Source organism: Sinorhizobium sp. NG07B, assembly GCF_002532005.1.
Classification (GTDB): domain Bacteria; phylum Pseudomonadota; class Alphaproteobacteria; order Rhizobiales; family Rhizobiaceae; genus Sinorhizobium; species Sinorhizobium fredii_C.
Map to the genome: position 1 here is coordinate 778,816 of NZ_NWTD01000003.1, position 23,295 is coordinate 802,110.

20 protein-coding genes are annotated in these 23,295 nt (G+C 64.0%); 6 read left to right on the forward strand and 14 right to left on the reverse strand.

All coding sequences use genetic code 11. The features are described 5' to 3' along the window. Positions 1-6: 6 nt before the first annotated feature. The 6 genes from CO664_RS13540 to CO664_RS13565 form a co-directional block, all read right to left on the reverse strand. Positions 7-1,236, reverse strand: a complete 1,230-nt coding sequence (locus CO664_RS13540; RefSeq protein WP_097539205.1) for a glycosyltransferase family 4 protein — start codon at positions 1,234-1,236, stop codon at positions 7-9. A 24-nt stretch (positions 1,237-1,260) separates the two neighbouring features. Beyond that, on the reverse strand, positions 1,261-2,016 hold the full coding sequence (locus CO664_RS13545) for a polysaccharide deacetylase family protein (RefSeq protein WP_037419239.1): 756 nt from the start codon (positions 2,014-2,016) through the stop codon (positions 1,261-1,263). Continuing rightward, on the reverse strand, positions 2,009-3,340 hold the full coding sequence (locus CO664_RS13550; RefSeq protein WP_097539043.1) for an O-antigen ligase: 1,332 nt from the start codon (positions 3,338-3,340) through the stop codon (positions 2,009-2,011). The genes CO664_RS13545 and CO664_RS13550 overlap by 8 nt, the downstream gene beginning before the upstream one ends. 11 nt (positions 3,341-3,351) lie before the next feature. After that, complete coding sequence (locus tag CO664_RS13555) at positions 3,352-4,947, reverse strand: GumC family protein (RefSeq protein WP_097539044.1); 1,596 nt, start codon at positions 4,945-4,947, stop codon at positions 3,352-3,354. 132 nt (positions 4,948-5,079) lie between these two features. Further along, the gene (locus CO664_RS13560) at positions 5,080-6,225 is read right to left on the reverse strand and encodes a GNAT family N-acetyltransferase (RefSeq protein WP_097525843.1); all 1,146 of its coding nucleotides are present in this window, start codon (positions 6,223-6,225) and stop codon (positions 5,080-5,082) included. Then, on the reverse strand, positions 6,215-7,534 hold the full coding sequence (locus CO664_RS13565) for a lipopolysaccharide biosynthesis protein (protein WP_097539206.1): 1,320 nt from the start codon (positions 7,532-7,534) through the stop codon (positions 6,215-6,217). Before CO664_RS13565 ends, CO664_RS13560 begins: the two co-directional genes overlap by 11 nt. A 274-nt stretch (positions 7,535-7,808) precedes the next feature. On the opposite strand from CO664_RS13565, the gene CO664_RS13570 reads away from it, so the two are divergent. Together CO664_RS13570 and CO664_RS13575 are read left to right on the forward strand one after the other, a co-directional pair. Next, positions 7,809-8,453, forward strand: a complete 645-nt coding sequence (locus tag CO664_RS13570) for a class I SAM-dependent methyltransferase (RefSeq protein WP_234819757.1) — start codon at positions 7,809-7,811, stop codon at positions 8,451-8,453. Beyond that, complete coding sequence (locus tag CO664_RS13575; RefSeq protein WP_097539046.1) at positions 8,450-9,571, forward strand: hypothetical protein; 1,122 nt, start codon at positions 8,450-8,452, stop codon at positions 9,569-9,571. The genes CO664_RS13570 and CO664_RS13575 overlap by 4 nt, the downstream gene beginning before the upstream one ends. A 16-nt stretch (positions 9,572-9,587) precedes the next feature. Here the strand turns inward: CO664_RS13575 and minE are convergent, their stop codons facing one another. The 7 genes from minE to asnB form a co-directional block, all read right to left on the reverse strand. Continuing rightward, positions 9,588-9,848 (reverse strand): cell division topological specificity factor MinE, encoded by a 261-nt coding sequence (minE, locus tag CO664_RS13580; RefSeq protein ID WP_037419207.1) that lies wholly within the window; start codon positions 9,846-9,848, stop codon positions 9,588-9,590. Further along, positions 9,845-10,660 (reverse strand): septum site-determining protein MinD, encoded by an 816-nt coding sequence (minD, locus tag CO664_RS13585; protein WP_037419204.1) that lies wholly within the window; start codon positions 10,658-10,660, stop codon positions 9,845-9,847. Before minD ends, minE begins: the two co-directional genes overlap by 4 nt. A gap of 33 nt (positions 10,661-10,693) precedes the next feature. Continuing rightward, positions 10,694-11,443, reverse strand: a complete 750-nt coding sequence (minC, locus tag CO664_RS13590) for a septum site-determining protein MinC (RefSeq protein WP_097539047.1) — start codon at positions 11,441-11,443, stop codon at positions 10,694-10,696. A 281-nt stretch (positions 11,444-11,724) separates the two neighbouring features. Beyond that, positions 11,725-12,732, reverse strand: a complete 1,008-nt coding sequence (gene nadE / locus CO664_RS13595; RefSeq protein WP_097539048.1) for an NAD(+) synthase — start codon at positions 12,730-12,732, stop codon at positions 11,725-11,727. Then, positions 12,729-14,276 (reverse strand): AMP-binding protein, encoded by a 1,548-nt coding sequence (locus CO664_RS13600; RefSeq protein WP_097539049.1) that lies wholly within the window; start codon positions 14,274-14,276, stop codon positions 12,729-12,731. Before CO664_RS13600 ends, nadE begins: the two co-directional genes overlap by 4 nt. A 28-nt stretch (positions 14,277-14,304) precedes the next feature. Continuing rightward, a complete protein-coding gene (locus CO664_RS13605) occupies positions 14,305-14,568 on the reverse strand; it encodes an acyl carrier protein (protein WP_097539050.1) in 264 nt (87 codons plus the stop codon). A 25-nt stretch (positions 14,569-14,593) separates the two neighbouring features. Next, positions 14,594-16,531, reverse strand: a complete 1,938-nt coding sequence (gene asnB / locus CO664_RS13610; protein WP_097539051.1) for an asparagine synthase (glutamine-hydrolyzing) — start codon at positions 16,529-16,531, stop codon at positions 14,594-14,596. Between the two features lie 87 nt (positions 16,532-16,618). On the opposite strand from asnB, the gene CO664_RS30955 reads away from it, so the two are divergent. The 4 genes from CO664_RS30955 (at position 16,619) to CO664_RS13630 (ending at position 22,080) form a co-directional block, all read left to right on the forward strand. Continuing rightward, complete coding sequence (locus CO664_RS30955) at positions 16,619-17,005, forward strand: hypothetical protein (RefSeq protein WP_210201047.1); 387 nt, start codon at positions 16,619-16,621, stop codon at positions 17,003-17,005. Between the two features lie 381 nt (positions 17,006-17,386). Continuing rightward, entirely contained in the window at positions 17,387-17,566 is a 180-nt protein-coding gene (locus tag CO664_RS13620) for a hypothetical protein (RefSeq protein ID WP_037419186.1), read from the forward strand. A 102-nt stretch (positions 17,567-17,668) separates the two neighbouring features. Next, entirely contained in the window at positions 17,669-18,850 is a 1,182-nt protein-coding gene (locus CO664_RS13625; protein WP_097539052.1) for an efflux RND transporter periplasmic adaptor subunit, read from the forward strand. 116 nt (positions 18,851-18,966) lie between these two features. Then, entirely contained in the window at positions 18,967-22,080 is a 3,114-nt protein-coding gene (locus CO664_RS13630; RefSeq protein WP_097539053.1) for an efflux RND transporter permease subunit, read from the forward strand. Here CO664_RS13630 and uxuA read toward each other — a convergent pair whose 3' ends face one another. After that, complete coding sequence (gene uxuA / locus CO664_RS13635; RefSeq protein ID WP_097539054.1) at positions 22,081-23,277, reverse strand: mannonate dehydratase; 1,197 nt, start codon at positions 23,275-23,277, stop codon at positions 22,081-22,083. Positions 23,278-23,295: the final 18 nt, after the last annotated feature.

Sequence of the window (23,295 nt, forward strand, 5' to 3'; positions counted from 1 at the left end):
CTCAGCCTATGCAGCACCGAGCGACGCGTAGAGGTCGAGGGTCCTCGTCCGATAGGCCGCGGCCGAGTATTCTCTGGAGATCCAGGATCGGCCCTCCGCGCCCATGCGTGCGCGTGCGTGAGGCGAAAGCGCCGCCATTTCGCTGAGCGCCCGTGCAAGGTCCTCTGGCTTTCCGGAGGCGGCAAGCAGCCCCGTCTCGCCTTCCCTGACCATCTCCGGAATCCCACCGATCGCCGCGCCGATGACCGGCCGCTGCAGCGCATAGGTCTCGAGAAGGCTGATCGGCGCATTCTCGTACCATTCGGAAGGAAGCACGAGGGCGCAAGATTGGCCGATGAGCCGGTGCAGCTTCTCGCCTGAAAGATAGCCGGCGAATGTCACGTCTGCGCCGAGGTCGGCCGCCAGCTGGCGAAGGCTCGCCTCTTCCGGCCCGGTTCCGGCAACGATCAGCCGCTCTCCCGAAAGAGCTATCGCCCTGATCAGGGTCGCCAGTCCCTTTTCCGGCGCCAGGCGACCGGCGAAGACAAAATAGTCGGCCTCCTGCCAATCGGTCCGAAAGGTGGACACATCGACGAAATTGGCTATGTGGACCATCTTTTCGCGCGGCCAGCCCCAATCGGCGAGCTTGTCCAGGTAAAAGCGGCTCGGTACGACGAGCCGATCCACCTTGTCGCGATAAAGGCCGAGCAGCCGGTGCAGCATCGTTTCCGCCAGCACCACGGCGCTCAACGGGACTGAGTCCTTGACGCAGCGATGGCGAAGCACGTTATAGATTTTCCCGCCGCGACAATCTTCGCAGACTTTGCCATGCCGCAGCATCTTGTAGGAGGGGCAGGCGAGCTTCAGATCGTGAACCGTCATGACCACCGGGATGCCGGCGGATTTCAATGTAGAGAAGATCGCCGGCGACAGATGGTGATAGACATTGTGGGCATGGGCGATCGCGGGGCGGCTCTGGCCGATCAGCCGGCGGATGTTGCGTTGGGCTTCGAGCGAATAGATGACGCTCGCCGCTTGAACCGCCTTGCGCAGCAGCCCCGTCTTCCGGCCGTATTCAATTTCGGAGACGAAATAGTCCGACCAGGGCGTTTGCTCGTTGAGATCGTGGCGCATGGCGAACGGTACGACGTCCCAGCCGAGCTCGCCGAACATCGCCATATGATCGAAGAACACCGCCTCGGCTCCACCGCGGCGGTAAAAGTAGTTGTTGATCGCCAGCAGGCGCTTCCCGGCTATGCCATGCTCAGGCACCGCAGCCCCCTACCAATTGAACCGGTCGAGCACCTCATCGACCGGCAGCACGCGACAACCCTTTTCGACGGAATAGCGGACGAGACGATCGAAGGTCTCGGGCGTGCAGCCATGGGGCGTCGGCCGCGGCGCGATGTCATGCGTGAAGAAGATGAGCCATCCGGGCTCACTGACGAGCGCGTCGATCCATCGGGTCAGGGTCTCGGCATGCTGCTCCGGCTGGCGGATTTCGACGGCCTTGAGCATCAGTGGATCCACGGATTCCCGGTTGATGGCCTCGCCGCCGGCGCGGCAGGAGCGATAGCGGCGGCGCAGCTCGGAGCGCGCCAGCGGCCAGGCGGCGTTATAGGGAAAGGCGAAGTTCCGCGCCGGCGAGGCGACCCCGACGCTCTTCAGATAGTCCGCATTGCGGTCGAGGTCGGCGGCGAGGCCGCCGGCGCTGCGAACCCTGAGATGCGCAAAGGTGTGGCAGCCGATCTCATGCCCGCGCGCGAGCAGCTCCGCGCATCCCTCCGGGGTGATAAGCGTCCGATGCTTTTCCACCCGCCCCCCCAGCCCGCCGGCGATATAGAAGGTGCCGCGCGCATCGTACCGCTCGAGAATCCGGGCTCCCTCGTAAAGGGCGCTGTCGGGCACGTCGTCGAAGGTGAAGGAGACGAGCGGTATGTCCGTTTTGATATCCCGCCGCGCCCCGGCGAGCCGCCAGATCGCCCGGTTGGCTAGCCGGTCGACGAGGCCGCCAATCTTTTCCTGAACATCACGCATGAGCAACGCGCTTTCCTTTTTCCGGGACGGCACCTTTCGCCAGCACGGCGCTCGATTGCAGGTGCAGTCCGTAGTTGGCGAAGACGAAAGTGAACCAGACAAAGCTCCCGCCCTCGAAGAAGAGAGTTTCCAGACCGGCGTGGAAGATCGTGTAGAGCCAGATGCGGATGTAAAGCCGCGTCAGCGGCGCCTTCTCGCGCTCGGGCGCAATGCGAGAAATGTCGCGAAGCGGCAGCAGGATTAGCCAGACGAGCGTCAGCAGCAGCCCTGGGAAGCCGGTCGTCAGGGCAATGTCGAGATAGGAATTGTGGCCGTTTGCAGCGGCCACCGCCCAGGTCTCGACCGAGCCGCCACTGTAAACCAGCTCCTCCGTCTGCCAGAACGCCCTGAAGCCGTAACCCGTCAGCGGCCGCTCGGCGAGTGCCGAGAAAGCGAAGCGCCAGATGTCGGAGCGATTGGTGAATGTCGCGTCGATGCCAAGGCCAGTGATGAACTCTCCGAGCGGCCTGAAAACCGCCGAACCCACGGCGAATAGATTAAACAGGCCTACGCCGCCGATGACGATCAGCGCACGCAGCGGCCGCATCTTTTCGAACAGCCATCCGAGCATGAGGATTGCCGGCAGCATCGCCGTCGAGGTTTTCCCGCCGGTGTTGACGAGAAACAGGAACGACAGCGCGAAGATTGCTAGGCCCGTTATGCGCGACCAGCTGCTCGCGACGAACAGCCCGAAGAAGGCGGCGAGCACCATCCCGGAGGCGGCGCTGTTCTTGTGCGGGAAGTGACCGCGCCAGAGCCCGGCATTCATCGGCTCGCGCAGTTCGGACGCCTGGTGGATGGCGAGCGTCGGCTTGAAGAGAATGCCGTAATAGGCGAATCCCAGCATGATCAGGCTGCCGATCCCCAGCATCTTGGCGAAGTGGCGCTCCGAGGCCGGCAGCAGCAGATAGATGCTGGCATTCACCGTCATGATCGTGGAGAGAACGATGCCCTTGATGCCGAGCATCGGATGCGCGGAGATCAGCGAGACGAGGAGGAACCAAAAGGAGAGGATGGCGAGAAGCAGGCGCGGCTGCAGGATGATGTCGCGCATCGGATGCAGCAGCCCGTAGCCGAGCATACCGGCGGAGAGCAGCAGCGCCAGGATCTGGTTCAGGCGGTTGGAGTTGCCGGCGGAAGGGTCGAGGATCGCCTCGCCCGTCAGGTCGACATAGGGCGTGATCGATACCCAAAGAAACAGAAACATCGCCATGAAGAGGAAGGCGCCGACGCGCGCCCTCGCAATGTCCGGCGCGCTGGTCTCCGCAAAGGCGGCGGTTGTCATTGGCCGGCTTCCTATCCGACCGCCGGGCGCTGACCGCGTATATAACCCCAGAGGCCGAGCGCCAGCGCGAGTGCAACACCTGCGGCGAGACCGGCCAGGGCGCCGCCGATGAGCAGGATCGAGGTTCGCGGCGGCCAGCTACGCGAATTCGGCGGCATGGCGCGTGAAATGACGCGGATATTGGTCGTGTCGATCTGCTGGCGCTCGGTGATCTGCTGGGCGCGCGCCAGATGGGTTTCATAGATCGCGGCCTTGGTGCGCGCATCGCGCTCGAGGTCGCGGAGGTGGACCTGCGCATCGTTGTCGGTGAAGACATTCGATTGCTCGTCGTCGGCCTTTGTCCTCAGGGCACCGAGCGCCGAGCGTTCCCGGTCGAAATCCGCTTTGGCGCGCTCGGCTATGCGGCGCGCTTCCTGGTTTATGCCAGCCTCGAGCGTCGCGCGCTCGGAACGTGCTGCGGCAAGACGGGGGTGCCTTTCGCCGTAGGTGAGCTGCATCGAACCGATCTGCTGCTGCACGGCACTATATTGCTGGCGCAGGTTCGTCATGTCAGCGGACTCAAAGACCGAGGCTCTGGTCGTCTCTCCCTGCGCGATCGCGGCACTCATCTGCTTGTAGCGCGTCTCCGCCTGGATAAAGCGCTGCTGGGCCTCGAGAACCTGAGTATTGAGTTCGCTCGAGAGCTGGTTGCTGACGAGTTCGCCATTGGCCGACAGCAGGCCGTTCTCGCGCCGGAAATCCTCGACCTTCTTTTCTGCCTCGGTCACGTTGCGGCGCAACTCATCGAGCCGGGCATTGAGGTTCTGCGCCACCCGGCCGGCGCTTTCGGCCGCCGATTGGAAGAGTTCCGCTTCGAAGGCGTCAACTATTGCGTCGGAAAGGGTGACGGCCTTTTCCGGCTCCTCGCTCCAAACCTCGAGAACGACGACGAAGGAGCGTTCCTCGCGGCGTGCCTCGACCCTTTCCGACAGGGCGCGAATGGCCGTCAGCTCCTTGTCGGCCTTGCTGTCTCCCCGTGAGAACAAAGCCGTCAGCACCGCAAGTGGCGACGATTTGACGAACTCCGGATCGTTCGTCAGTTGCAGCTTGTCGATGACCCGCTTCAGAACATTTCGCGACGTGAGAATCCTGAGCTTGCTCTCGACCTCCAGCAGCTGCGCGTCGCGCTGCGGGTTGCTGGTAAAGACGTCATCGCTGACGACGTTGAGGTTGGAGGGGTCCACCACAAGGTCGGTATAGACGGTGTAGCGCGGTGTGGCGGTAACCGCATAGATGAAGGCAGCGGCGACGCAAAGAACAAGCGCAAGGACGATCCATCTCATCCCGTCGCGCAGCCAGAGGATGATGTCGTCTATGCCGACGCTGCCGAGCGTGGGAAGCTGCGGGAAGTAAGCGCCGACAGTCGGCGGACTGGGCCTTGCCGCCGGTATCGGCGGGGAAACATCCTGCGTTGCCGCCGGGGCGGAAATCTCGTGCTCCTCGGGCGCGACCGGCGCTTCCCTGTCAACGGCCGGAACAAGGTCCAGCAGCGAGCCGCCGGTCCCGCGCCAGGGACTGCGCGCCTCCAGGTGCAATCCTTGCTCTAAGGGCTCGCTCCGCCGATACATCCGTTTTCCCCACGCATGCCCTTGAAGCCACCGAAGAGCACTGCCCTGCGTTGTAAGATCTGCTGCTAAGAATTAGGAGTGCAGAGTGAATATTCGGTTAAGACTTGCATGCGGCCGGTAACTTTCGCGGCCTCAGAAATCGGTCAGCAAACGGCTCCAGCTTTCCGACGCGAGGCCGCCGATATAGATGTCACCGCTGAGCGCCGCGTCCTTGATGTCGGCGTGCCGGGTGACCATGCAGAAATAGCCCCGGTGGCGGAAGCACAACCACCGCTGGCGCGAAATCGCATTCATTAGGAACGGCTGCGCCATGCCGGTCGCAACCGCATAGCCTTCCGCGTCGAGGCTGCCGAACATTGCCGCGGTGACATCGGCTTCGCAGCCTTCGTCGCAGATCACGTTCAGCACACTGGCCATGCTTTTAGACCTTCCGAAGAACAGGAAAGCCCCGATCGTGCGGCCATCTTCGCGCAGCACTTTCCGGCACTGAAACGCGCCGAGATTCCTGTTCATCGAGGCGACGTCGACGAGCCAATCGAACTCGGATTTCGACCAGGCGGGGCGAACCGAAAACCGCTCGAGCATCGGTGCGGCGCAACAGAGAAATTCATCGGGATTTGCCGTCTGCACCCGGCATCCCGGCGCCGCCGGAGGTACCGACGACGGGCCCCAACGGCGAATCGCGCCATCGATCAACCGCAGTGCGCCAACGACCAGAGGCGTCCTGAGAATCGGAATGCGCCGGCCGGCCAGAACGGCAGCCGCAGCGAGCGGCCGGAAGAAGCGCTGCCATTCGAGGCTCTGGATCGGCAGGATGACACCCCCGCCGGCAACGCAGTGATCGGCGCTGACGGGAGAAGAACTGTCGGAAAAGCACAGATCCTGGCGAGCCGCGCGCACGCTGCGGGCAAGCCGCGCCGCGCCGGCCGCGCCGGCTTTGCCATCGACCATGAAGGCGCAGAGAAGGCGTGCCACCAGCCGGCGACCATTGGCATCGAATTCCATAGGCAGGGAAAGAATGGCGCTGTCGACGTCACCGCTGCCATTGTCGTGCACGATGCTGCCCTGTTCGGAGGCATAGAACGGGCTTCCAAAGAAAACCGTCTCGATGTAGCGGCACAGGTCCTCGCCCGCCGTGCCCTCACGGTTGCGGAAGACCCTGTTGAACAATCGCGCGATCGTGGGGATATCGGTGCGCGTCATCGCCCGCGTGCCGGGGCACGGCGGTTCGGCGATGCTCGCCGGATGCGGCACAATCTTCCGCAACTCAACTCCCATGCGCTGGTCCCGCCTGAAATTCGCGAGTTGCCCGCTCCCGGTCGCGGCGTACGAGGCGCAGGAAAACGCTCCATGCAGCAACGACCATGGCGATCTCGATGACATAGAAGGAGACGAAGGTGCCGGTAGGCGGGGAGTACCAGCTCGCCGCCGCGGCGATCCCGGCCCCAACGATGCTTCCAAGTCCCATGACAGCGGCGCGGGCGGCGTGGTAGCCGGAGGCCCCGAGCGCCTCCACGGCCACCGACCAGACGGCGAGCGGTATGACGACCCATGCGAGGCCGCGCACGAAGCCGACGAGCGACACATAGTCGTGTCCGAAAAGGTAAGGCAGGACCGGAGCCAGCACGAAGACCGTCAGCGCCGCTGCCAGGCCGATGACCGATGCGGCGGCAAGGACGCGCAGCACCCGCTGCAAGGCGTGATGCAGTCCCGATGTCGTCATCCGCGCCGACCCCGGATAGATGAGACGGTTCAGCGCCTCAACTGACAGGAAGCTGCTCTCGAGCATCCGCCGTGCGACGCTATAACTCGAGACGATCTCGGCGGTGGTGACGAGGCTCAGGACGAGGAGGTCGGCATTCTGCCGCAGGGCACGCAGGATGAATGGAATGCTGAAATAAAGACCCTGCGGCAGTTCCTCCCGCACGATACGGTAGCGCGGTTTACCGAGCCCCTTGATCGCCCGGAGACAGGTGACGGCGACCAGAACATGGCAGACAAATTGCCAGACGGCCCAGGATGCCACCGTCGAAACGCCGAAGGCCAGGCAGGCGAGCGCCGCCGCCACGGTGCGCGCCGCGGCAAAGCCGACCACCACCTTGTTGGCGGAGGCGAAATCGGAATGGGCAATGAAGATCTGTTCTGCGAGAACGATGATCCGGACGAGCACGATGTTGGTAACGAGCATCAGCGCAATCACCAGGAAATTGGTGACCGCATCGGCCGACAGCGCAAAGAAGAACGGCAGCGTTACGGCGCCGGCAAGAACGAGGACTAGCCCGCTTGCGGCCGTGAGCAGAATGTTGTGGCCGAGCATCTCGGGATAGATCGCGCGATCCCGCGCGACGCGCCGCACGAGGGATTCCATCGCGCCCAGTCCGCAGAGATGGACAGCGATGCTGGCGACGGCGGTGATGGCGACGAAGACGCTGAACTCGTCGACGCCAAGAAAGCGGGCGAGGATCGCGAAGGTGACAAGTTGCGCCGCGGATCCGAGGACGAGGCTGCCGCCGGACGCCACATAGGACAGGATCATCGGCAGGAAGGGCTTGTAGCCACGCGCTTCCGTTAAGCCTTCCGAAGACATCCGACCTGCCCTGTCGATCTTGCGCACTGGATTCAGCGTCGCAAAGGCCGTCCCTTGCCGCAATCCATCCGCCGGTTCCCAGCCGCAGACTAGAGAACAGAGATGATTGGGGGGTTAACATACGCCCATCAATTGTATTTTCAGCTTCCGTTTACCCGAATGCGCTAGTCTCCGCGGACCCGAAAAACATCCCGAAGGAGCGTTCGTGCTGAAGCGCGACTATCTTCCCGGCGCCGAGCTGGCGGACCGCCATTCGCCTCGACTCGTCCGCTTCATGGACATCGAACTCGAACTCGCCCCCGACGTGCTCGTGCCTCGGGAGGAGACGGAGTTGCTCGGGCGGAACGCCGTTGCGCGGCTTGCCGGCCCGACGGAACCGGTGACGGTCATCGACATGTGCTGCGGCTCCGGCAATCTCGCCCTCGGGATCGCCGCTGCCGTTCCGCTTGCGCGGGTCTGGGGGGCGGACCTGACCGACAGCACCGTCGCACTCGCGCGCCGCAATGCCGAGCGCCTGTCGCTTCAAGAGCGCGTGCTGATCCGCCAGGGTGACCTTTTTGCCGCGCTCGACGGAGCCGGCCTAGAAGGCCGGGTCGACATGATCGTCTGCAATCCGCCCTACATATCGACGTCGCGTCTCACCGGCGATAGCGCCCACCTCCTCGAGAGCGAGCCGCGCGAGGCCTTCGACGGCGGGCCTTACGGCATTTCCATCCACCAGCGGCTGATCCGCGAGGCCGCCGCCTTCCTGAAACCGGGCGGCTGGCTCCTCTTCGAGTTCGGCGAGGGGCAGGACCGGCAGGCCGCAGCCCTCATCGCCCGGGCCAAGGCCTATGAAGCCGTGAGCTTCGCCCACGATGCGCACGGCAAGGCGCGGGTCGCCATCGTGCGCAGGTTGAAGGAGGGACCGGCGCGATGAGCGACATTCGTCCGCTCACGACCGCCGACATTCCGGCCGTTGCCGGGCTCTTCCAAAGGATCTTCCGCCACAGCGACCAGGCTGCGCCGCCGGCGCTCGTCGACTATCTTCGCCACCTTTACCTGGAAGCGCCCGGGTATGATCCAGAGGTCGCGCCGCTCGTCCACGTCAATGACGGCGGCCGGATTTCCGGCTTCGTCGGCGTTAACGCGCTGCCGATGAGCTACAAGGACCGGCAGCTGCGCGCCGCCATCTGTGGCGCGCTGATGGTCGAGGGCCGCGAGAGCGACCCGATGGCCGGCGCCCGGCTCTTGAAGGCCTTTCTGGCCGGGCCGCAGGACCTCTCCTTCAGCGAGACGGCAAGCGAAACCTCGACGCAGATGTGGACGCGGCTGCGCGGCATCGTGCTGCCGCAATACAGCCTCGACTGGGTCCGCGTCCTTCGCCCGGCGAGCTTTGCGGTCGAGCTTCTCTCCGGCCGGATCGGGCCGGTTCGCGCGCTTCGCCCCCTGGCACGGGCCTTCGACGAGCGCTTTCGCGGAAAAATGGCTCGCGGCGATCTGCGTTGGTCGGCGGTTCCGAAGGAGGCCAGTGTTCCGGCGATGTTTCAGGTCGCCGACATCGATGCCGGGTCCTTTGCCGAACTTTTCGCACCGTTGATTGGGCACTTTGCCGTGCAGCCCGCCTGGACCGAAGGCCAGTTCAACCACATTCTGCGGAACGCAACGGAGAAGCCCGACTTCGGCGCGCCGCACTTCGCTGCCGTCAAGACGCGCACCGGCGCTCCGGTCGGGGCGTTCTTCTACCATATGAAGCCAGGCGGGACCGCCCGTGTCCTGCAGCTGCTCGCCATGCCCGGCCAGGCAGGTCCCGTCCTCGACTGCCTGATCGATCATGCCGCCGCCCGGGGCGCCGCGGCGCTGCGCGGTCGCACCCAACCGGCGCTTCTCGAAGCGATGATGGGTCGCCGCATCGGCTTCGTCCACGCGGCCTCGACCGTCGTCCATTCCCGCGACGAGGAACTCGTCGACGCCTTCCGCCACGCGCAGGGCTTCGTCAATGGCCTTGCCGGAGAGCATTGGAGCCGCCTGATCGGCGGCTCCTTCGACGGTTCGTAAAGATCGCGCCTCCGCTTCAGGCCGCGCGCACCGCGTTCAGCGGGATTTCGATGTCGACTTCCAACGTCGAGACGTTTTCGCCGCGGTCCATCTTGACGGTGACCTTGTCGCCGTCCAGCTGCACATGCTTGGCGATGACGGCGAGGATCTCTTCGCGAAGTTTCGCCACGAGATCCGAGTGCCCGACCGAGGCGCGTTCATGCGCGAGCAGGACCTGCAGACGCTCGCGCGCCGTCGGCGCCGAGGTCTGTTTGCTGAAGAAACGGAATATGCTCATGCTGCCCTCCGTCCGAACAATTTACCAAGAAACCCGCGCTTCTCGCCCGGAATGATCATCGGCACCGTTTCGCCGGCAATCCGGCGAGCGGCGTCGAGATAGGCGAGCGCCGGAGCGCTTCGGCTGTCAGCCAGCGTAACCGGCGCGCCGAGGTTGGATGCCTTAAGGACGTCGGTGCTTTCGGGCACGATGCCGACCAGCGGGATCGACAGGATCTCGAGGACATCGTCGACCTTCAGCATGTCGCCGCGCTCGGCGCGGGCCTGGTCATAGCGCGTCAGCAGCAGGTGCTTTTCCACCCGCTCACCGCGCTCGGCCCGTTCGGTCTTGGCATCGAGAAGGCCGATGATGCGATCGGAGTCGCGCACCGACGAGACTTCCGGATTGGTGACGATGACGGCGATGTCGGCGTGCCGCATGGCAAGCGTCGCGCCGCGCTCGATCCCGGCCGGGCTGTCGCAGATGATCCAGTCGAAATGCTTCTTGAGCTCGGCCATCACCTTCTCGACGCCCTCCGGCGTCAGGCTGTCCTTGTCGCGGGTCTGCGAGGCTGGCAACAGGAAGAGCGTGTCGAGGCGCTTGTCGCGGATCAGCGCCTGCGGCAGCTTGGCGTCGCCCTGGATGACGTTGACGAGGTCGTAGACGACCCTCCGCTCCGCGCCCATGACGAGGTCGAGATTGCGCAGGCCGACGTCGAAGTCGACGACAACCGTCTTTTCGTTCCTCTGCGCCAGCGCCGCGCCAAGCGCGGCGGTCGATGTCGTCTTGCCGACGCCACCCTTACCCGATGTAACAACGATTACTTTCGCCATCTTCCCGCTCCTGTATGCTGGCCGGTCATCGGCTCAGTTAAGTCTCTCTGCCATGATCGAATCGCCTTCCAGCCAGAGCTGAACCGCCTGTCCGCGAAGATTGGGTGCCATGTCTTCCGCCGTCTTGTAGACGCCATCGATTGCCAGCAGCTCGGCTTCGAGCCGGCGGCAGAAGATTCGCGCCGAGGCGTTGCCCACCGAACCGGCGAGCGCCCGACCCCTCAGCGTCCCGTAGACATGCACCGAGCCCCCGGCGATGATTTCCGCACCCGAGGCGACCGATCCGACCACGGTCACGTCGCCTTCCGGGAAGATCACCGACTGGCCGGAGCGCACCGGCTCGCGGATGACGATCGACGAGATCGCCCGCGCCGCCTGCGGCTCCACCTGGACGCTCGGCGCCACGGCCGTGGCCGGCGCCGCACCAGCCGATTCGGTACTCGACTCGGCCGGAATCTCGATATCCGGAGCCGGGCGACCGCCCTTCATCGCCGGCGGCATGCCGGGCTCGAAGAGCGACGGGCGGCCGCCTTCGATGCCCATGATCCGGACATTGCGCTTGCCGAGCTCGTCGATCAGTTTCTTGAGCTCGGCCCGGTCGATTTCGAGGTCGGCGACGTCGAGAACGACCGGCCGCCCCAGGAAGAACCCGGCGGAGCGCGAGGCCAAATCGTCGAGGCGGGTGAGCCAGGCATCGAGCGGCGGCTCCGGTGAAAGCACCAGTGCCAGGAACGAGCGGCCCTTGATGCGGATCGAGCGGGTGTCTGTTAGCACTTTGGTCATCTACGTTAATTTTTCGTTGCCTCAGATGTAGGCGAGTCACGGTTAACAAATGGTTAATTCCCCTAGCCTGCCCGGGGCTGGAGATTAGTTGAGACCGGACGAAAAATATCCCAGACATGCCGCTGAGCGGGCGATCGCGCGTCGATCGCCTTGCAGAACGTAAACTTTGAAATAGCAGCGCTAACTTGAAAAAATACGCATCGGCAGCGAACCGCCGGGGGAATGTCAGAGGGCCCGTTCAGAGAGGCTGCCGGGGCGAATAGGGCGCCCCGCGCGCCGCTTCACTCGCCGATTTCCGCAACGGGCTGCACGAGCTGCGGTCCGAGATGCAAAAAGCGAGTCGCCTTGCGCTTTGCGACAATGTCCGCCCAGACGCGCTCGACCTGCGCTGCGGAGAGATTTGCGGCGCGGCCGACCTCTTCGGCGGTGAGGCCGGTGTTGAGGCCGTAGAGGCAGAGATCCATCCGGTCGTAGGGCAGCGAGAAATAGAATTCTTCCTGCGTCTGTTCGAGCGAATAGGTGTCGGTGGTGGGCGGCCGGCGGCGGATTTCTTCCGGAACGCCGAGATGAGCGGCAAGCGCATAGACCTGCGACTTGTAGAGATGGGCGATCGGCTTGACGTCGGCCGCGCCGTCGCCGTTCTTGACAAAGAAGCCCTGGTCGTATTCGAGCCGGTTCGGCGTGCCGAGCACGGCGAAGTTCAGCCGGTCGGCATGGTAATATTCTAGCTGCTTGCGGGTGCGCTGCTTCATGTTGGTTGCGGCGACGATGCCGAGATAGACGGAGGGCGGCATGCGCAGCTTCGTCCGCTTGCCCTCCGGGTCCTGCACCACCAGCGAGGAGATGTTGTAGCCCTCGCCCTCGAGCGCATTGGCGATGACGATCTTCGATGCCCAGCCCGGCCCGTAATCCGGCACGAGTGCTCGGATGAAGGTGTCGCGGCGAGCATAGCAGCCCATCGCCGCAAGCGTCGGGCCGATGTCCTCGACGATCGCCTCGACACCATAGGTTTCCGCCACCAGCCGGCCGAGCCGGAGGCTCTCCGGATCGGAATCGTTTTCCGGCATGAACAGGCAGAAGACGTTCTTAGCGCCGACGGCGCGCACGGCCAGCGCGACCGAAACACTCGAATCGATGCCTCCCGAAAGGCCGAGCACCAGCCCGCGCTTGCGCATGCCGCGCAATTGCGCGCGCAAGCCCGCGACGATGCGTTCGGTCTCCGTGGCGTCGTCGATCTTCAAGCTATCGGCGGAGAAAACGAACGTCTCCTGATCGGGGCGGATGTTCATTCTGCTGCCTCCAATGTCTCGGCCGCCAGCCTGCGGCTTACCTTGCCCGTGTCCGTCTTCGGCAGCTCGGTGCGGAATTCGACGATCTTCGGCACCATGAAATCCTCGAGATGATGGGCGCAGTGGCGGATGATGTCTTTCTCGGTGAGCGCCGCGTCGGAGCGGACAACGAGAGCGCCGATCGCAGCCCCGAGCACCGGGTCGGGCACGCCGATGACGACCGCCTCGGCGATTCCCGGATGGGCGTGCAAAACGGTCTCGACCTCCTTCGGCGCCACCTTCTCGCCGCGCGTCTTGATGATGTCGTCCTTGCGGCCGACGAAATAGAGGAAGCCGTCATCGTCGGTGCGGAAGAGGTCGCCCGTATAGAGCACCTTTTCCCACGCGTTCGGACCCGGGCGCAGCATGCGTTCGGTGGCTGCCTCGTTGCGCCAGTAGCCTTGCATGACGTGGGCCCCGCGGATCACCAGTTCACCCGGAACACCTGGCGGCACGCGCTTGCCGTCGTCGTCGACCACGAAGGCTTCGGTGTTCGGAATCGCGATTCCGACCGAACCCGGCCGGCGATCGAGTTCGTCCGGCGGCAGATAGGTGCAGCGCTTGCACTCCGTCAGGCCGTACATTGAATAGAGCCGCGCCGACGGGAAAAGCTCGCGCAGGCGGGCGATGTGCGCCGGCGGCAAAGCTGCGGCGGTATTGGAGATATAGCGTAAGCTCGGCAGGAAGCCGGGCTCGAGGTCGCGCATCTGCAGGATCATCGCGGCCATCGTCGGAACCAGCGGGAAACCAGTGACGCCTTCGGCGCGAATTCGCTCGAAGATCGCCTGCGGGAAGGCGAAGGACTTTTCGAGGACGAGCGTGGCACCGAGCCGGATCGTCATCAGCAGCTGATAGAGGCCATAGTCGAAGGCAAGCGGCAGGACGTTCAGGATGATGTCGTCCGGCGTGTTGCGCAAATAGGTGGTGATCGATTCCGACGCCGCATCGATATTGCGATGCGTCATCATCACGCCCTTGGGACGGCCGGTCGAACCGGACGTGTAGATCAGCATGGCAAGATCGACGTCGATGCCACCGTGAAGCACGCGCAAGGGCTCGGCCGTCAGGCACTCTTCGAAGGAGGCCGCGCCCTCCGGCGTGCTGCCGCCGGGCGCGGCGGTCGAGGCGATGAAAAGCGGCCTGGCGGCAGAAAACGCGCGCGCCTCGGTGACGACCGGCATCAGCTTCGCCTGCGTCAGGATCGCCGCCGCCTCGCAATCGGCAATGATATAGGCGAGCTTGTCGGCCTTGGTGGAGGCGTTGATCGGGCTGAAGGTCGCGCCGGCCTTGAGGATCGCGAAGATCGCCACGGCCGCTTCCCAGCAATTGTCCATGAAGACCAGAACACGGTCGTTGGCGTTGACGCCGCTCGCTGCGAGCGCGGCGGCAAGCCGCGACGAAAGATCGTCCAGTTCCCTGTAGCTCAACCGCTTACGGTCGGTGACCAGCGCCGTCTTTGCCCCGTGCGCCGCGGCGTTCCTGGTGAGGAATTGCTCGAACCTCATCTTCGTAGTGCCCCCGCCCCGCCGCCGCTTACGCCGTGACCGGCACTGCTTTCACCTCGATGAAGGCCGCAATTCGCGCCAGCGAATCGAGGTTCGCCGGGACGATATCGGCGTCCGTCATCGCGATCCCGAACTGGTCCTCGATGAAGGCGACGAGCTCCAGGACGCCGGTCGAATCGACGACGTCGTTCTCGATCAGCGACGCGGTATCGCCGAGTTCGTAGGAGGTGTCGCCGAAGAGAAAATTATCGATGATGAAGGTCCTGACCTTCTCCTTGATCGTCTGCGTCATGTGGTTTCCTTTCACTGCTTTCGTTTCAGGCCGCTTCCGCCTTGCGGAAGCCGGTCCCCGTGAATGTCCGCAGCCACAGCTGCGTCGACAGGATGCCGACGAAGGCGGCGTTGTCGCGGAAGCCCGAGGCCGGGCGCGAGCGGCACTTTTCGTAGAGCTTCGCCACCGCCGCGGCATTGAACAGGCCGCCTTCGCTAATCGCTTCCGCGCTGAGGGCGCCGCGAACATAGTCGCGTGCGCCGGCGCCGGTGAAGGAGTGGCTGTCGGGCGCGCGGTAGGGCTGCTTCACCCGCCTGCCGATCGCAGGCGGCAGCAGATCCTTCGTCGCCTCGCGCAGGATGTGCTTTTCCGTCAGGCCTTTAAGTTTCATCTCCGGCGGCAGCGTCGCGGCGAATTCGACGAGCCGATGGTCCAGGAAGGGGAAGCGGCCCTCCACCCCGCGGGCCATTGCCATGCGGTCGCCCTGGCTGGAGAGGATGTAGCCGGGCAGCAGGAAGCGGCTTTCGAGATATTGCGCCTGGTGCAGCGGGTGCCATCGACCGAAATCCTGCGGCAGCCGGCCGACAAGCTCGGCAGCGGCGTCGTAGTCCCCCAATTGGCTGCGCAGGTCGGCGGAGAAGAACAGTTTCGTCGCGGCAGTTCCCTTAAAGCGCGGTCGATGCGAAAAGAGCGGATCGTCGAGCCGCTCGTCGCTGGCGCCGAAAAAGGCGGCGAGATATTCCGGCGACTGCTGCTTGAGGCCCGGCAGATAGGGATAGAGTTTGCGGAAGAGATGTGGCCGGATGCGCGAGCCTGGCTGGCGGCCGCAGAAACGACGCACCCGGGCTTCCTTGAAGATATCGTAGCCGGCAAATACCTCGTCGGCTCCTTCGCCGGTGAGCACGACCTTGAGGCCCGCCTCCCGCACCAGTCCGGACAATTGATAGAGCGGCGCCGGTGCCGTGCGGATGATCGGTCTTTCGGTGAAGCGGATGACCTCCGGAAAGACCCTGGCGATGTCGCCCTCGCGGCAGGCGATCGCATGGTGCTCGGTCCCGAGCGCCGCAGCCATTTCCAGCTGGAAGGCACTCTCGTCATGCTCGGCACTGTCGAAGGTAACGGAGAAGGTCCGAAGCCCCTGTGGTGCCATGCCGGCCGCGAGAGCCGAGACGACCGAGGAATCGAGGCCGCCGGAGAGATAGGCGCCGACGGGTACGTCGGCCCGCATGCGGATGCGGATCGCGTCGGTCAAGATAGACCGCAGTTCCTCGGCGGCACTCCTTGCGTCAACGTAGCCAGCTGGCTGATCCCGGTCCGGGTATTGAAGCTGCCAATAGGGTCTGGTCGTGACGCCGCGCTCTTCAACGACCATCAGGTGGGCCGGTTCGAGCTCTAGGATATTGCGAAAAGGCGTGCGGGGCGCGATCGGCGCCCAGAGGGTGAATATCTGGTCGAGCGCGATCGGATCGATCTCCGCCGAGATGCCCGGCACCTTCAGGAGCGCCTTGACCTCGGAGGCGAAATAAAATGTGCCGGCATGCGCGGTGTAGAAGAGCGGGCGCACCCCCATGCGGTCGCGCGCCAGCATCATCCGGCGGCGGCGGGCATCCCAGATCGCGAAGGCGAAATCGCCATTGAGCAGCGAGACGCACGCCTCGCCCATCTCCTCATAGAGGTGCAGGATGACCTCGGTGTCGCTCGAGGTGCGGAAACGGCGCCCCCTGGCGCGAAGCTCGTCCCTCAATTCCACATAGTTGAAGATTTCACCGTTGAAGGCGATCGTCAGTTCGCCGCTCGCATCCGACATCGGCTGCTGGCCGTCGCCGAGCCCGACGATGGAGAGCCGCACATGGCCGAGACCGACTTCGGGAGCGGTGAAAATGCCCTGCTCGTCCGGTCCCCGATGCGCGATCGCGGCCGTCATCGTTTCGAGAAGCGCCCTTCCATCCCGTATCGAGCCAAAATAGCCGCTAAAACCACACATCTGAGATTCACTCTGAAGCCCGCAATCTGAGCTGAGTGTATAGACGGAATGCCGAGAGCAAGCGTTAACCCGCGTAAGGTTTTTCCAATGATGGTAAATTATTCAAAAGGAGCCGTTCCGAAGGTAGAGGTAGCGAGAAGCTGCCGTAAGCAGACTGTTGATCTGTTCAATCAGCAGCTTTCAGAACTTTTTATTAAACTTATACTTATCTGCGCTCAGACGGATTGTAAGCATTCGACGTTTGGCTTTCATCGTAAGGGCAGACGACTGAGGAAAACCCTCGGTTTCCGTTTTATTAACAAATTCGGTTCAATTTTCCGGGTCGAAGCGCAATATCGCTCGGAGCGCATGATGAGCTACGACTGGACCGGCGAACGCACGCGCCGCATGAAGATGATGAAATACGGCATCGGCATTGTGCTGACAATCGGCCTCATTCTCGCGGCCACGTCCTGGACCTTGCAGTCCATCTAACGACGGCACGTCCCGCCTCATCGGCGAGATTTCAGGGTCCCTACGGACATCTTTACCTCCCTGGCCGATGTAACCTGTAGCGCGAATTAACTAATCGCTAAACCTTGACGGGTGCCTGCTGCAGGAGTGGAATTGGTTCTGTGGCGTACTGCCTGAGGCCGCCGTTTCGCAGCCAGCTGCGCGGCGGCCTCTCCAGTTCGAGGGGCGATAGGTGGACCCCGCAGTATAACCGATCAGCAGCTGCGCGGTTCACCTATTTGATCGGGACCTGCGGCTAAGGTGCGCCTCCGGCGTCGTCAGCAATGATCGGCCGCATCCGAAGATGGCTGGGGAACCAAAATCGCGGCCTGCGTGTTTCAAGTCGCAGCGTGAGGAGATCATATGCAGCCGAGGTTTATGTCGACCGAAGTGTTCCTGCGTTTTGAAAAGGAATGGCAGCACCTGCGTCGCGCCGCTCAAAAGCTGGAGATCGAGGCCAATCGGCCCGATGAGCAAAATATCCAAGCCATGGCTGGCTCCGAACTCGCCGACCCCTGCGCAGGCCGGATTAAATCTTCGTAACCTATTGAAATAACACTGGACGCGCCCCCCGCTTCTTCTAGATGCTGGTGGCAAGATCGGCGGCCCCGGGCGGCCCCGATGCTCTTGCGAGGAGCGCGTCCTATGTCCAGCCGGATCGTCATTGCTGCGATTGCTTTGGGCTCAATGCTTGCCGGCATTGCCATTGCGCCCCTGGTTACGAAGGTCCCCGGTTTGGCGTTGTTCGACGCGGCCGATGCCCACGCGGACGGTGTGGCCGGAAGAACCGACAAGGCTGCCCACGGCGCCTCTTCTCAGGCCACCGCAGTCCAGGTTACGCAAGTCGAGCAGCAAGACTTTCCCGTCGTCATCAGCACCTTCGCCAATGTGCAGGCGCCGGAGACCGTCGAAGTCAAGGCGCGCATATCGAGCCAGATCGTCGGCATTCACGTCAAGGACGGGCAGACGGTCAGGGCGGGCGACCTCCTGTTTTCGCTCGACGACCGCGCCCTGCAGGCCGACCTCAGCCGTGATGAAGCGATCTTGGCGAAGGACACGGCGCTGCTTGCCGACGCCGCGATCGAGCTCGACCGGGCGAGGACCTTGCGCGACGACAACACCGGCACGCAGCAGGCCTATGACAGCGCGCTCTCGGCACAGCAATCGGCCAAGGCCACGGTCGCGGCCGACCAGGCGGCGGTGGAAGCGGACAAGGTGTCGATCGACCTGACGCGCATTCGCGCCCCGATCGGCGGCCGCCTCGGTGCGGTTGAGGTCACGATCGGCGATCTCGTCGGCAACAGCACCTCGGGAACGAGCCTCGTCACGATTACCGCCATCGATCCGATCGAAGTCGCCTTTCATTTGCCCGAGAACCATCTGCAGGCCTTCAAGAACCGGCTTCTGTCAGGCGCCCCGCCTCGGGTCACGGCGCGGCTCAGCGGCACCCGCGAGGTCATCGGCACGGGCGTCCTGGATTTCATCGATTCCGCCGTCGATACGGCGACGGGGACGGTGCTGATGCGCGCCAAGTTCGACAATGCCGAAGAGAAGCTCTGGCCGGGCCAGTATGTCGACGTCGATATCGAGGAGACGACGCTTTCGAAGACGCCCGTCATTCCCGCCGTCGCCGTCCAGGCCGGCCAGAAAGGGGATTTCGTCTACCGGCTGAACGCCGACGACACTGTCGAACTCCGTCCGGTCGTCGTCGCCGCCAACAACGGACAGGACGCCGCGATCCGCTCGGGGCTCTCCGCCGGCGACCGGGTCGTGACCGAAGGTCAGTTGCATCTCAAGGCAGGCGACAAGGCACGCGTCGTCCAGTAGAGCGGGACGCCCAACGTTCGCGCCGCTCTATTCGTTTGTTTTTGCCGCATCTGTGCGGCTTCAGGTGATCCCAGCTGTCTGCAAATGCTCCAGCCGGCAAGTCATGGAAAAGGGTCATGTCGATTTGCGAATTCTGCATCCGCCGTCCCGTCGCAACGCTGCTGATGTCGCTGGCGCTCGTCTTTGCCGGTCTCTTCGCCTATGCGGCGCTGCCCGTTGCGGCCCTGCCGCGGACCGACTTTCCGGTCATCAACGTCTCCGCGTCGCTGCCGGGCGCCTCGCCCGAGACGATGGCGACCTCGGTCGCAACCCCGCTCATCAAGCAATTCAACGCCATCGCGGGGATCGACAGCGTATCGACGAACAATTCCCTCGGTGCGACCTCGATCTCCATCCAGTTCGCGCTCGACCGCGATATCGATGCAGCGGCAGCCGACGTCCAGGCGGCGATTACCCGTACGCTGCGGACGCTGCCGCAGGACATGCCCTCGCCGCCGAGCTTCCGCAAGGTCAATCCGGCCGACGCGCCGGTGCTGCTCCTTGCCCTGAAGAGCGATACGGTGCCGCTCACAAAGCTCGATGCCTTTGCCCAGCAGGTGATCTCGCCGTCGCTTTCGACTCTCGGGGGCGTGGCGGAAGTCTCGATCTTCGGCAGCCAGCAGTTCGCGGTACGCATCGAAATCGACCCAAACGCGCTTGCCGCGCGCGGCATTTCGCTCGCCGAGCTGCAGGCCGCCATCGCCGCGGCGAACGACAATTCGCCGCTCGGGACGGTGCAATCGACCGGGCGGCAGATGACGATCGTTGCCGACACGCAATTGCAGAATGCAGCCGGATTTTCCAAGCTGATCGTCAAGACGGCCGACGGCAAGGCGGTTCGGCTCGGGGACGTTACCAAGGTCATCGACTCCGTCGCCAATACCCAGACCGCAAGCTGGCATGACGGCTCGCGAGCGATCATTCTCGCCATTCAGCGCCAGCCCGATGCCAATACGGTGGCCGTCGTCGACAAGGTCAAGGCGATGCTGCCGACGTTCCGCCATTCCCTGCCGGCGGAAGCGTCTCTGGAGACGCTCAACGACCGCTCCGTCTCCGTCAGGGCTGCCGTCGACGACGTCGAATTCACACTGGGCCTGACGATCGGGCTGGTGATCCTGGTGATCTTCATCTTCGTGCGCCGCCTGTGGGCGACGCTCATTCCGGCGCTGGCCGTGCCGATCTCGATCATCGCCACATTCGCGGTGATGTATGCGCTGGGATTCTCGATCGACAACATTTCTCTGATGGCGCTGACGCTCTCGGTCGGCCTCGTCGTCGACGATGCAATCGTCATGCTGGAGAACGTCGTCCGGCATATGGAGGAGACGGGACAGAACGCCTTCGAGGCGGCGATCGCCGCCTCAACGGAGATCGGTTTCACCATTATCGCCATCTCGCTCTCTCTGGTCGCGGTCTTCATTCCGGTCCTCTTGATGGGCGGCGTGATCGGCAAGATCTTCAACGAGTTCGCCATCGTCGTCACCATTTCGATCCTCGCCTCCGCCTTCGTCTCCTTGACGCTGACGCCGATGCTGGCGGCGCGCCTCCCCGAAAAGTCCGTCGAGCCGGACGACAGGCACGGGGTCGGCGCGCTGCTCGAGCGCGGATTCGATGCGCTGCTTCGCGGCTACGAGCGGCTGCTGACCCTGTGCATCCGTGCGAAATTTGCAGTCCTCCTCCTGTTCCTGGCGAGCATCGGCGTGACGGTCTATCAGGTCAGTGCCACACCGAAGGGCTTCTTCCCGCAGGAGGACATCGGCCAGCTTCAGGTGACGACGCAGGCACGGGCGGATATTTCCTTCGCCGCCATGTCGGCCCTACAGGCCAAGGTCGAAGACGTTTTCTCCCGCTCGCCCTATGTCGCGCATGTGGCAAGCTCGATCGGCTCGGGCGGGGCAGGCTCCACGGCGCTGAACTCCGGCAGGCTCTTCGTCGAATTGAAGCCGAAGACCGAACGACCGGCGCTGCCCGAGGTGCTTGCAAAATTGCGCCCGGAACTCGCCAGCATAGCCGGCATCAGGGCTTACATCACGCCGGTGCAGAACCTCTCCGTCGGTGCGCGCAGCTCCGCCAGCCAGTATCAGCTCGTCGTCCAAGGTCTCGACCAGGTGGCTATGAACCAGTGGGCGGACAAGCTGACGGAGGCGATGCGGGACGATCGGGCCTTCTTCACCGATGTCAGCACCGATCTCGAGAACAATGCCCCGCAGGCACGCCTCGTCATCGAGCGCGACAAGGCCGCGGCACTCGGCATCTCGACGGACGTGCTGCGCTCCACGCTCTATGGCGGATTCGGCTCGGAACAGATTTCGACCATCTACACCTCCGGCGATAGCTACGAGGTGATCATGGAAGTCGATCCGGCAAGAAGCTGGTCTCAAGCGTCGCTTGCCGAACTGCAGGTGCCGACCGGCGACAACAGGCTGGTGCCGCTCGGTGCATTTGCCCGGGTCGACACGATTCCAGGGCCGCTGACGGTCAACCAGCTCGGGCAGTTGCCGGCCGTCACGATCTCCTACAACCTGCCGACCGACGTCGCCCTCGGCAACAGCGTCGAAGAGATCGGCCGTCTCAAGGCCGAGATCGGCATGCCGGCGGACGTCACGACCCGTTTCTACGGCACCGCCCAGCTTTTCCAGGATGCTGTCTCCAACCAAGCCTGGCTGATTCTCGGCGCGATCCTGACAATCTATATCGTGCTCGGCATTCTCTATGAGAGCTTCGTCCACCCGCTGACCATCCTGTCCGGTCTGCCATCGGCAGCTTCCGGCGCGCTTGTCGCGATCAGCCTCGGCGGCTTCGACCTGTCGATCATCGCCGTAATCGGGCTGCTGATGCTGATCGGCATCGTCAAGAAGAACGCGATCATGATGATCGACGTGGCGCTCTCGCTGCAGCGCGACGGACTGCCGGCCGAAGAGGCGATCCACCGGGCGTGCCTGATGCGGTTCCGGCCCATCCTGATGACGTCGTTGGCCGCACTCATCGGCACGCTGCCGATCGCGCTCGGCAGCGGCGCCAGCGCCGAATTGCGCCAGCCGCTCGGCGTTGCCGTCGTCGGCGGCCTGCTCGTCTCGCAGCCGCTGACGCTGTTCGTGACGCCGGTTATCTACCTCTACATGGAGGCCCTCGCCGTACGTATCAGGCGGCTGTTCGCCAGGCAGCCGACGTCCCAGACCGCCATTCCCTGATCATGACAGCCCATAGGTGGCGTGCGACAGGGCCCTTTCGATGCCGCGCAGTTCCGCCAATCCCTTTAGCCGGCCGATCGCCGGGTAGCCCGGCTGGGCGCCGCGGGTGATGTCGTCGAGGATCTCCTGGCCGTGATCCGGCCGCATCGGGATCTGGTGATCCGCCCGTCCGGCGGCCCGACGGCGTTTCTCCTCGGTGAGCAATTCGGCGATCACCGCTACCATGTCGGTGTGGCCTTCCAGATGCTCGGCCTCGTAGAAGGAGCACGGCGTCCGCTCCTCCTCCCGGCGAACATTGCGAAGATGGATGAAATGGATGCGCGGCGCGAACTGCCGCACCATCGCCGGCAAGTCGTTGGCGGCGCGGGCCCCAAGCGAACCGGTGCAAAAAGTGACACCGTTCGCCGGGCTGTCGACCTCCTTGAGCATGAAGCCATAGTCCTCCGCCGACGATAGGATGCGCGGCAGGCCGAGCAGCGGCCACGGCGGATCGTCCGGATGGGCGCAGATATTGATGCCGACCCGCTCGGCGACCGGCGTCACTTCGGCAAGGAATTCGACGAGGTGGCGCTGCAGCTTGTCGCGGCTGATACCGGCATAGGTCTGCAAGCGCTCGCGAAGCTGAGGCAGGCTGTAGCCGTCGGCTGAGCCCGGAAGCCCCGCGCCGATGTTGCGGGAGAGGCCAAGCCGGCGCTCCTCGGTCATCGCGCGAAAGCGCCGTTCCGCCGCCTCGCGCGTCTCCGCGTCGTAGTCTTCGGCAGCCCCCGGCCGCTGTAGCAGATAGAGGTCGAAGGCAACGAAGTCGATCCGGTCAAAGCGCATGGCCTTGGCGCCGTGACGGGCGGTCCAGCGCAGATCGGTCCGCGTCCAATCGAGCACCGGCATGAAATTGCAGCAGACGGTCCGGATGCCTGCCGCCGAAAGGCGGCGCAGTGTCTCCTGCCAGTTGGCGAGATGATCGCGCCAGGGCCCCGTCTGCGTCTTGATGCTTTCGGATACCGGAACGCTCTCCACCACCTCCCATTCGAGGCCGCCGTTGCGAACCTCCTGCTGGCGCTTCTCGATCTCGCCCACCGGCCAGACATCCCCGGTCGGGATGTGATGCAGCGCGGTGACAATCCCTTGCGCGCCGGCCTGCGCCGCGTCCTGGACGCTCACCCGGTCCACCGGCCCGAACCAACGCCATGTATGTCGCATTTCCAACTCCTTCCGAGC

Bases quoted from the DNA above. Each gene is read 5' to 3' on its own strand.
- CO664_RS13620 (WP_037419186.1), top strand. From the start codon at position 17,387: ATGCAGCCGAGGTTTATGTCGACCGAAGTGTTCCTGCGTTTTGAAAAG.
- nadE (WP_097539048.1), bottom strand. From the start codon at position 12,732: ATGAACATCCGCCCCGATCAGGAGACGTTCGTTTTCTCCGCCGATAGC.
- CO664_RS13605 (WP_097539050.1), bottom strand. From the start codon at position 14,568: ATGACGCAGACGATCAAGGAGAAGGTCAGGACCTTCATCATCGATAAT.
- CO664_RS13625 (WP_097539052.1), top strand. From the start codon at position 17,669: ATGTCCAGCCGGATCGTCATTGCTGCGATTGCTTTGGGCTCAATGCTT.
- uxuA (WP_097539054.1), bottom strand. From the start codon at position 23,277: ATGCGACATACATGGCGTTGGTTCGGGCCGGTGGACCGGGTGAGCGTC.
- minD (WP_037419204.1), bottom strand. From the start codon at position 10,660: ATGGCGAAAGTAATCGTTGTTACATCGGGTAAGGGTGGCGTCGGCAAG.
- minE (WP_037419207.1), bottom strand. From the start codon at position 9,848: ATGAGCATATTCCGTTTCTTCAGCAAACAGACCTCGGCGCCGACGGCG.
- CO664_RS13565 (WP_097539206.1), bottom strand. From the start codon at position 7,534: ATGTCTTCGGAAGGCTTAACGGAAGCGCGTGGCTACAAGCCCTTCCTG.
- CO664_RS13630 (WP_097539053.1), top strand. From the start codon at position 18,967: ATGTCGATTTGCGAATTCTGCATCCGCCGTCCCGTCGCAACGCTGCTG.
- CO664_RS13570 (WP_234819757.1), top strand. From the start codon at position 7,809: ATGGACATCGAACTCGAACTCGCCCCCGACGTGCTCGTGCCTCGGGAG.
- CO664_RS13555 (WP_097539044.1), bottom strand. From the start codon at position 4,947: ATGTATCGGCGGAGCGAGCCCTTAGAGCAAGGATTGCACCTGGAGGCG.
- CO664_RS13560 (WP_097525843.1), bottom strand. From the start codon at position 6,225: ATGGGAGTTGAGTTGCGGAAGATTGTGCCGCATCCGGCGAGCATCGCC.
- CO664_RS13550 (WP_097539043.1), bottom strand. From the start codon at position 3,340: ATGACAACCGCCGCCTTTGCGGAGACCAGCGCGCCGGACATTGCGAGG.
- CO664_RS13600 (WP_097539049.1), bottom strand. From the start codon at position 14,276: ATGAGGTTCGAGCAATTCCTCACCAGGAACGCCGCGGCGCACGGGGCA.
- CO664_RS30955 (WP_210201047.1), top strand. From the start codon at position 16,619: ATGATGGTAAATTATTCAAAAGGAGCCGTTCCGAAGGTAGAGGTAGCG.
- CO664_RS13575 (WP_097539046.1), top strand. From the start codon at position 8,450: ATGAGCGACATTCGTCCGCTCACGACCGCCGACATTCCGGCCGTTGCC.
- minC (WP_097539047.1), bottom strand. From the start codon at position 11,443: ATGACCAAAGTGCTAACAGACACCCGCTCGATCCGCATCAAGGGCCGC.
- CO664_RS13545 (WP_037419239.1), bottom strand. From the start codon at position 2,016: ATGCGTGATGTTCAGGAAAAGATTGGCGGCCTCGTCGACCGGCTAGCC.
- asnB (WP_097539051.1), bottom strand. From the start codon at position 16,531: ATGTGTGGTTTTAGCGGCTATTTTGGCTCGATACGGGATGGAAGGGCG.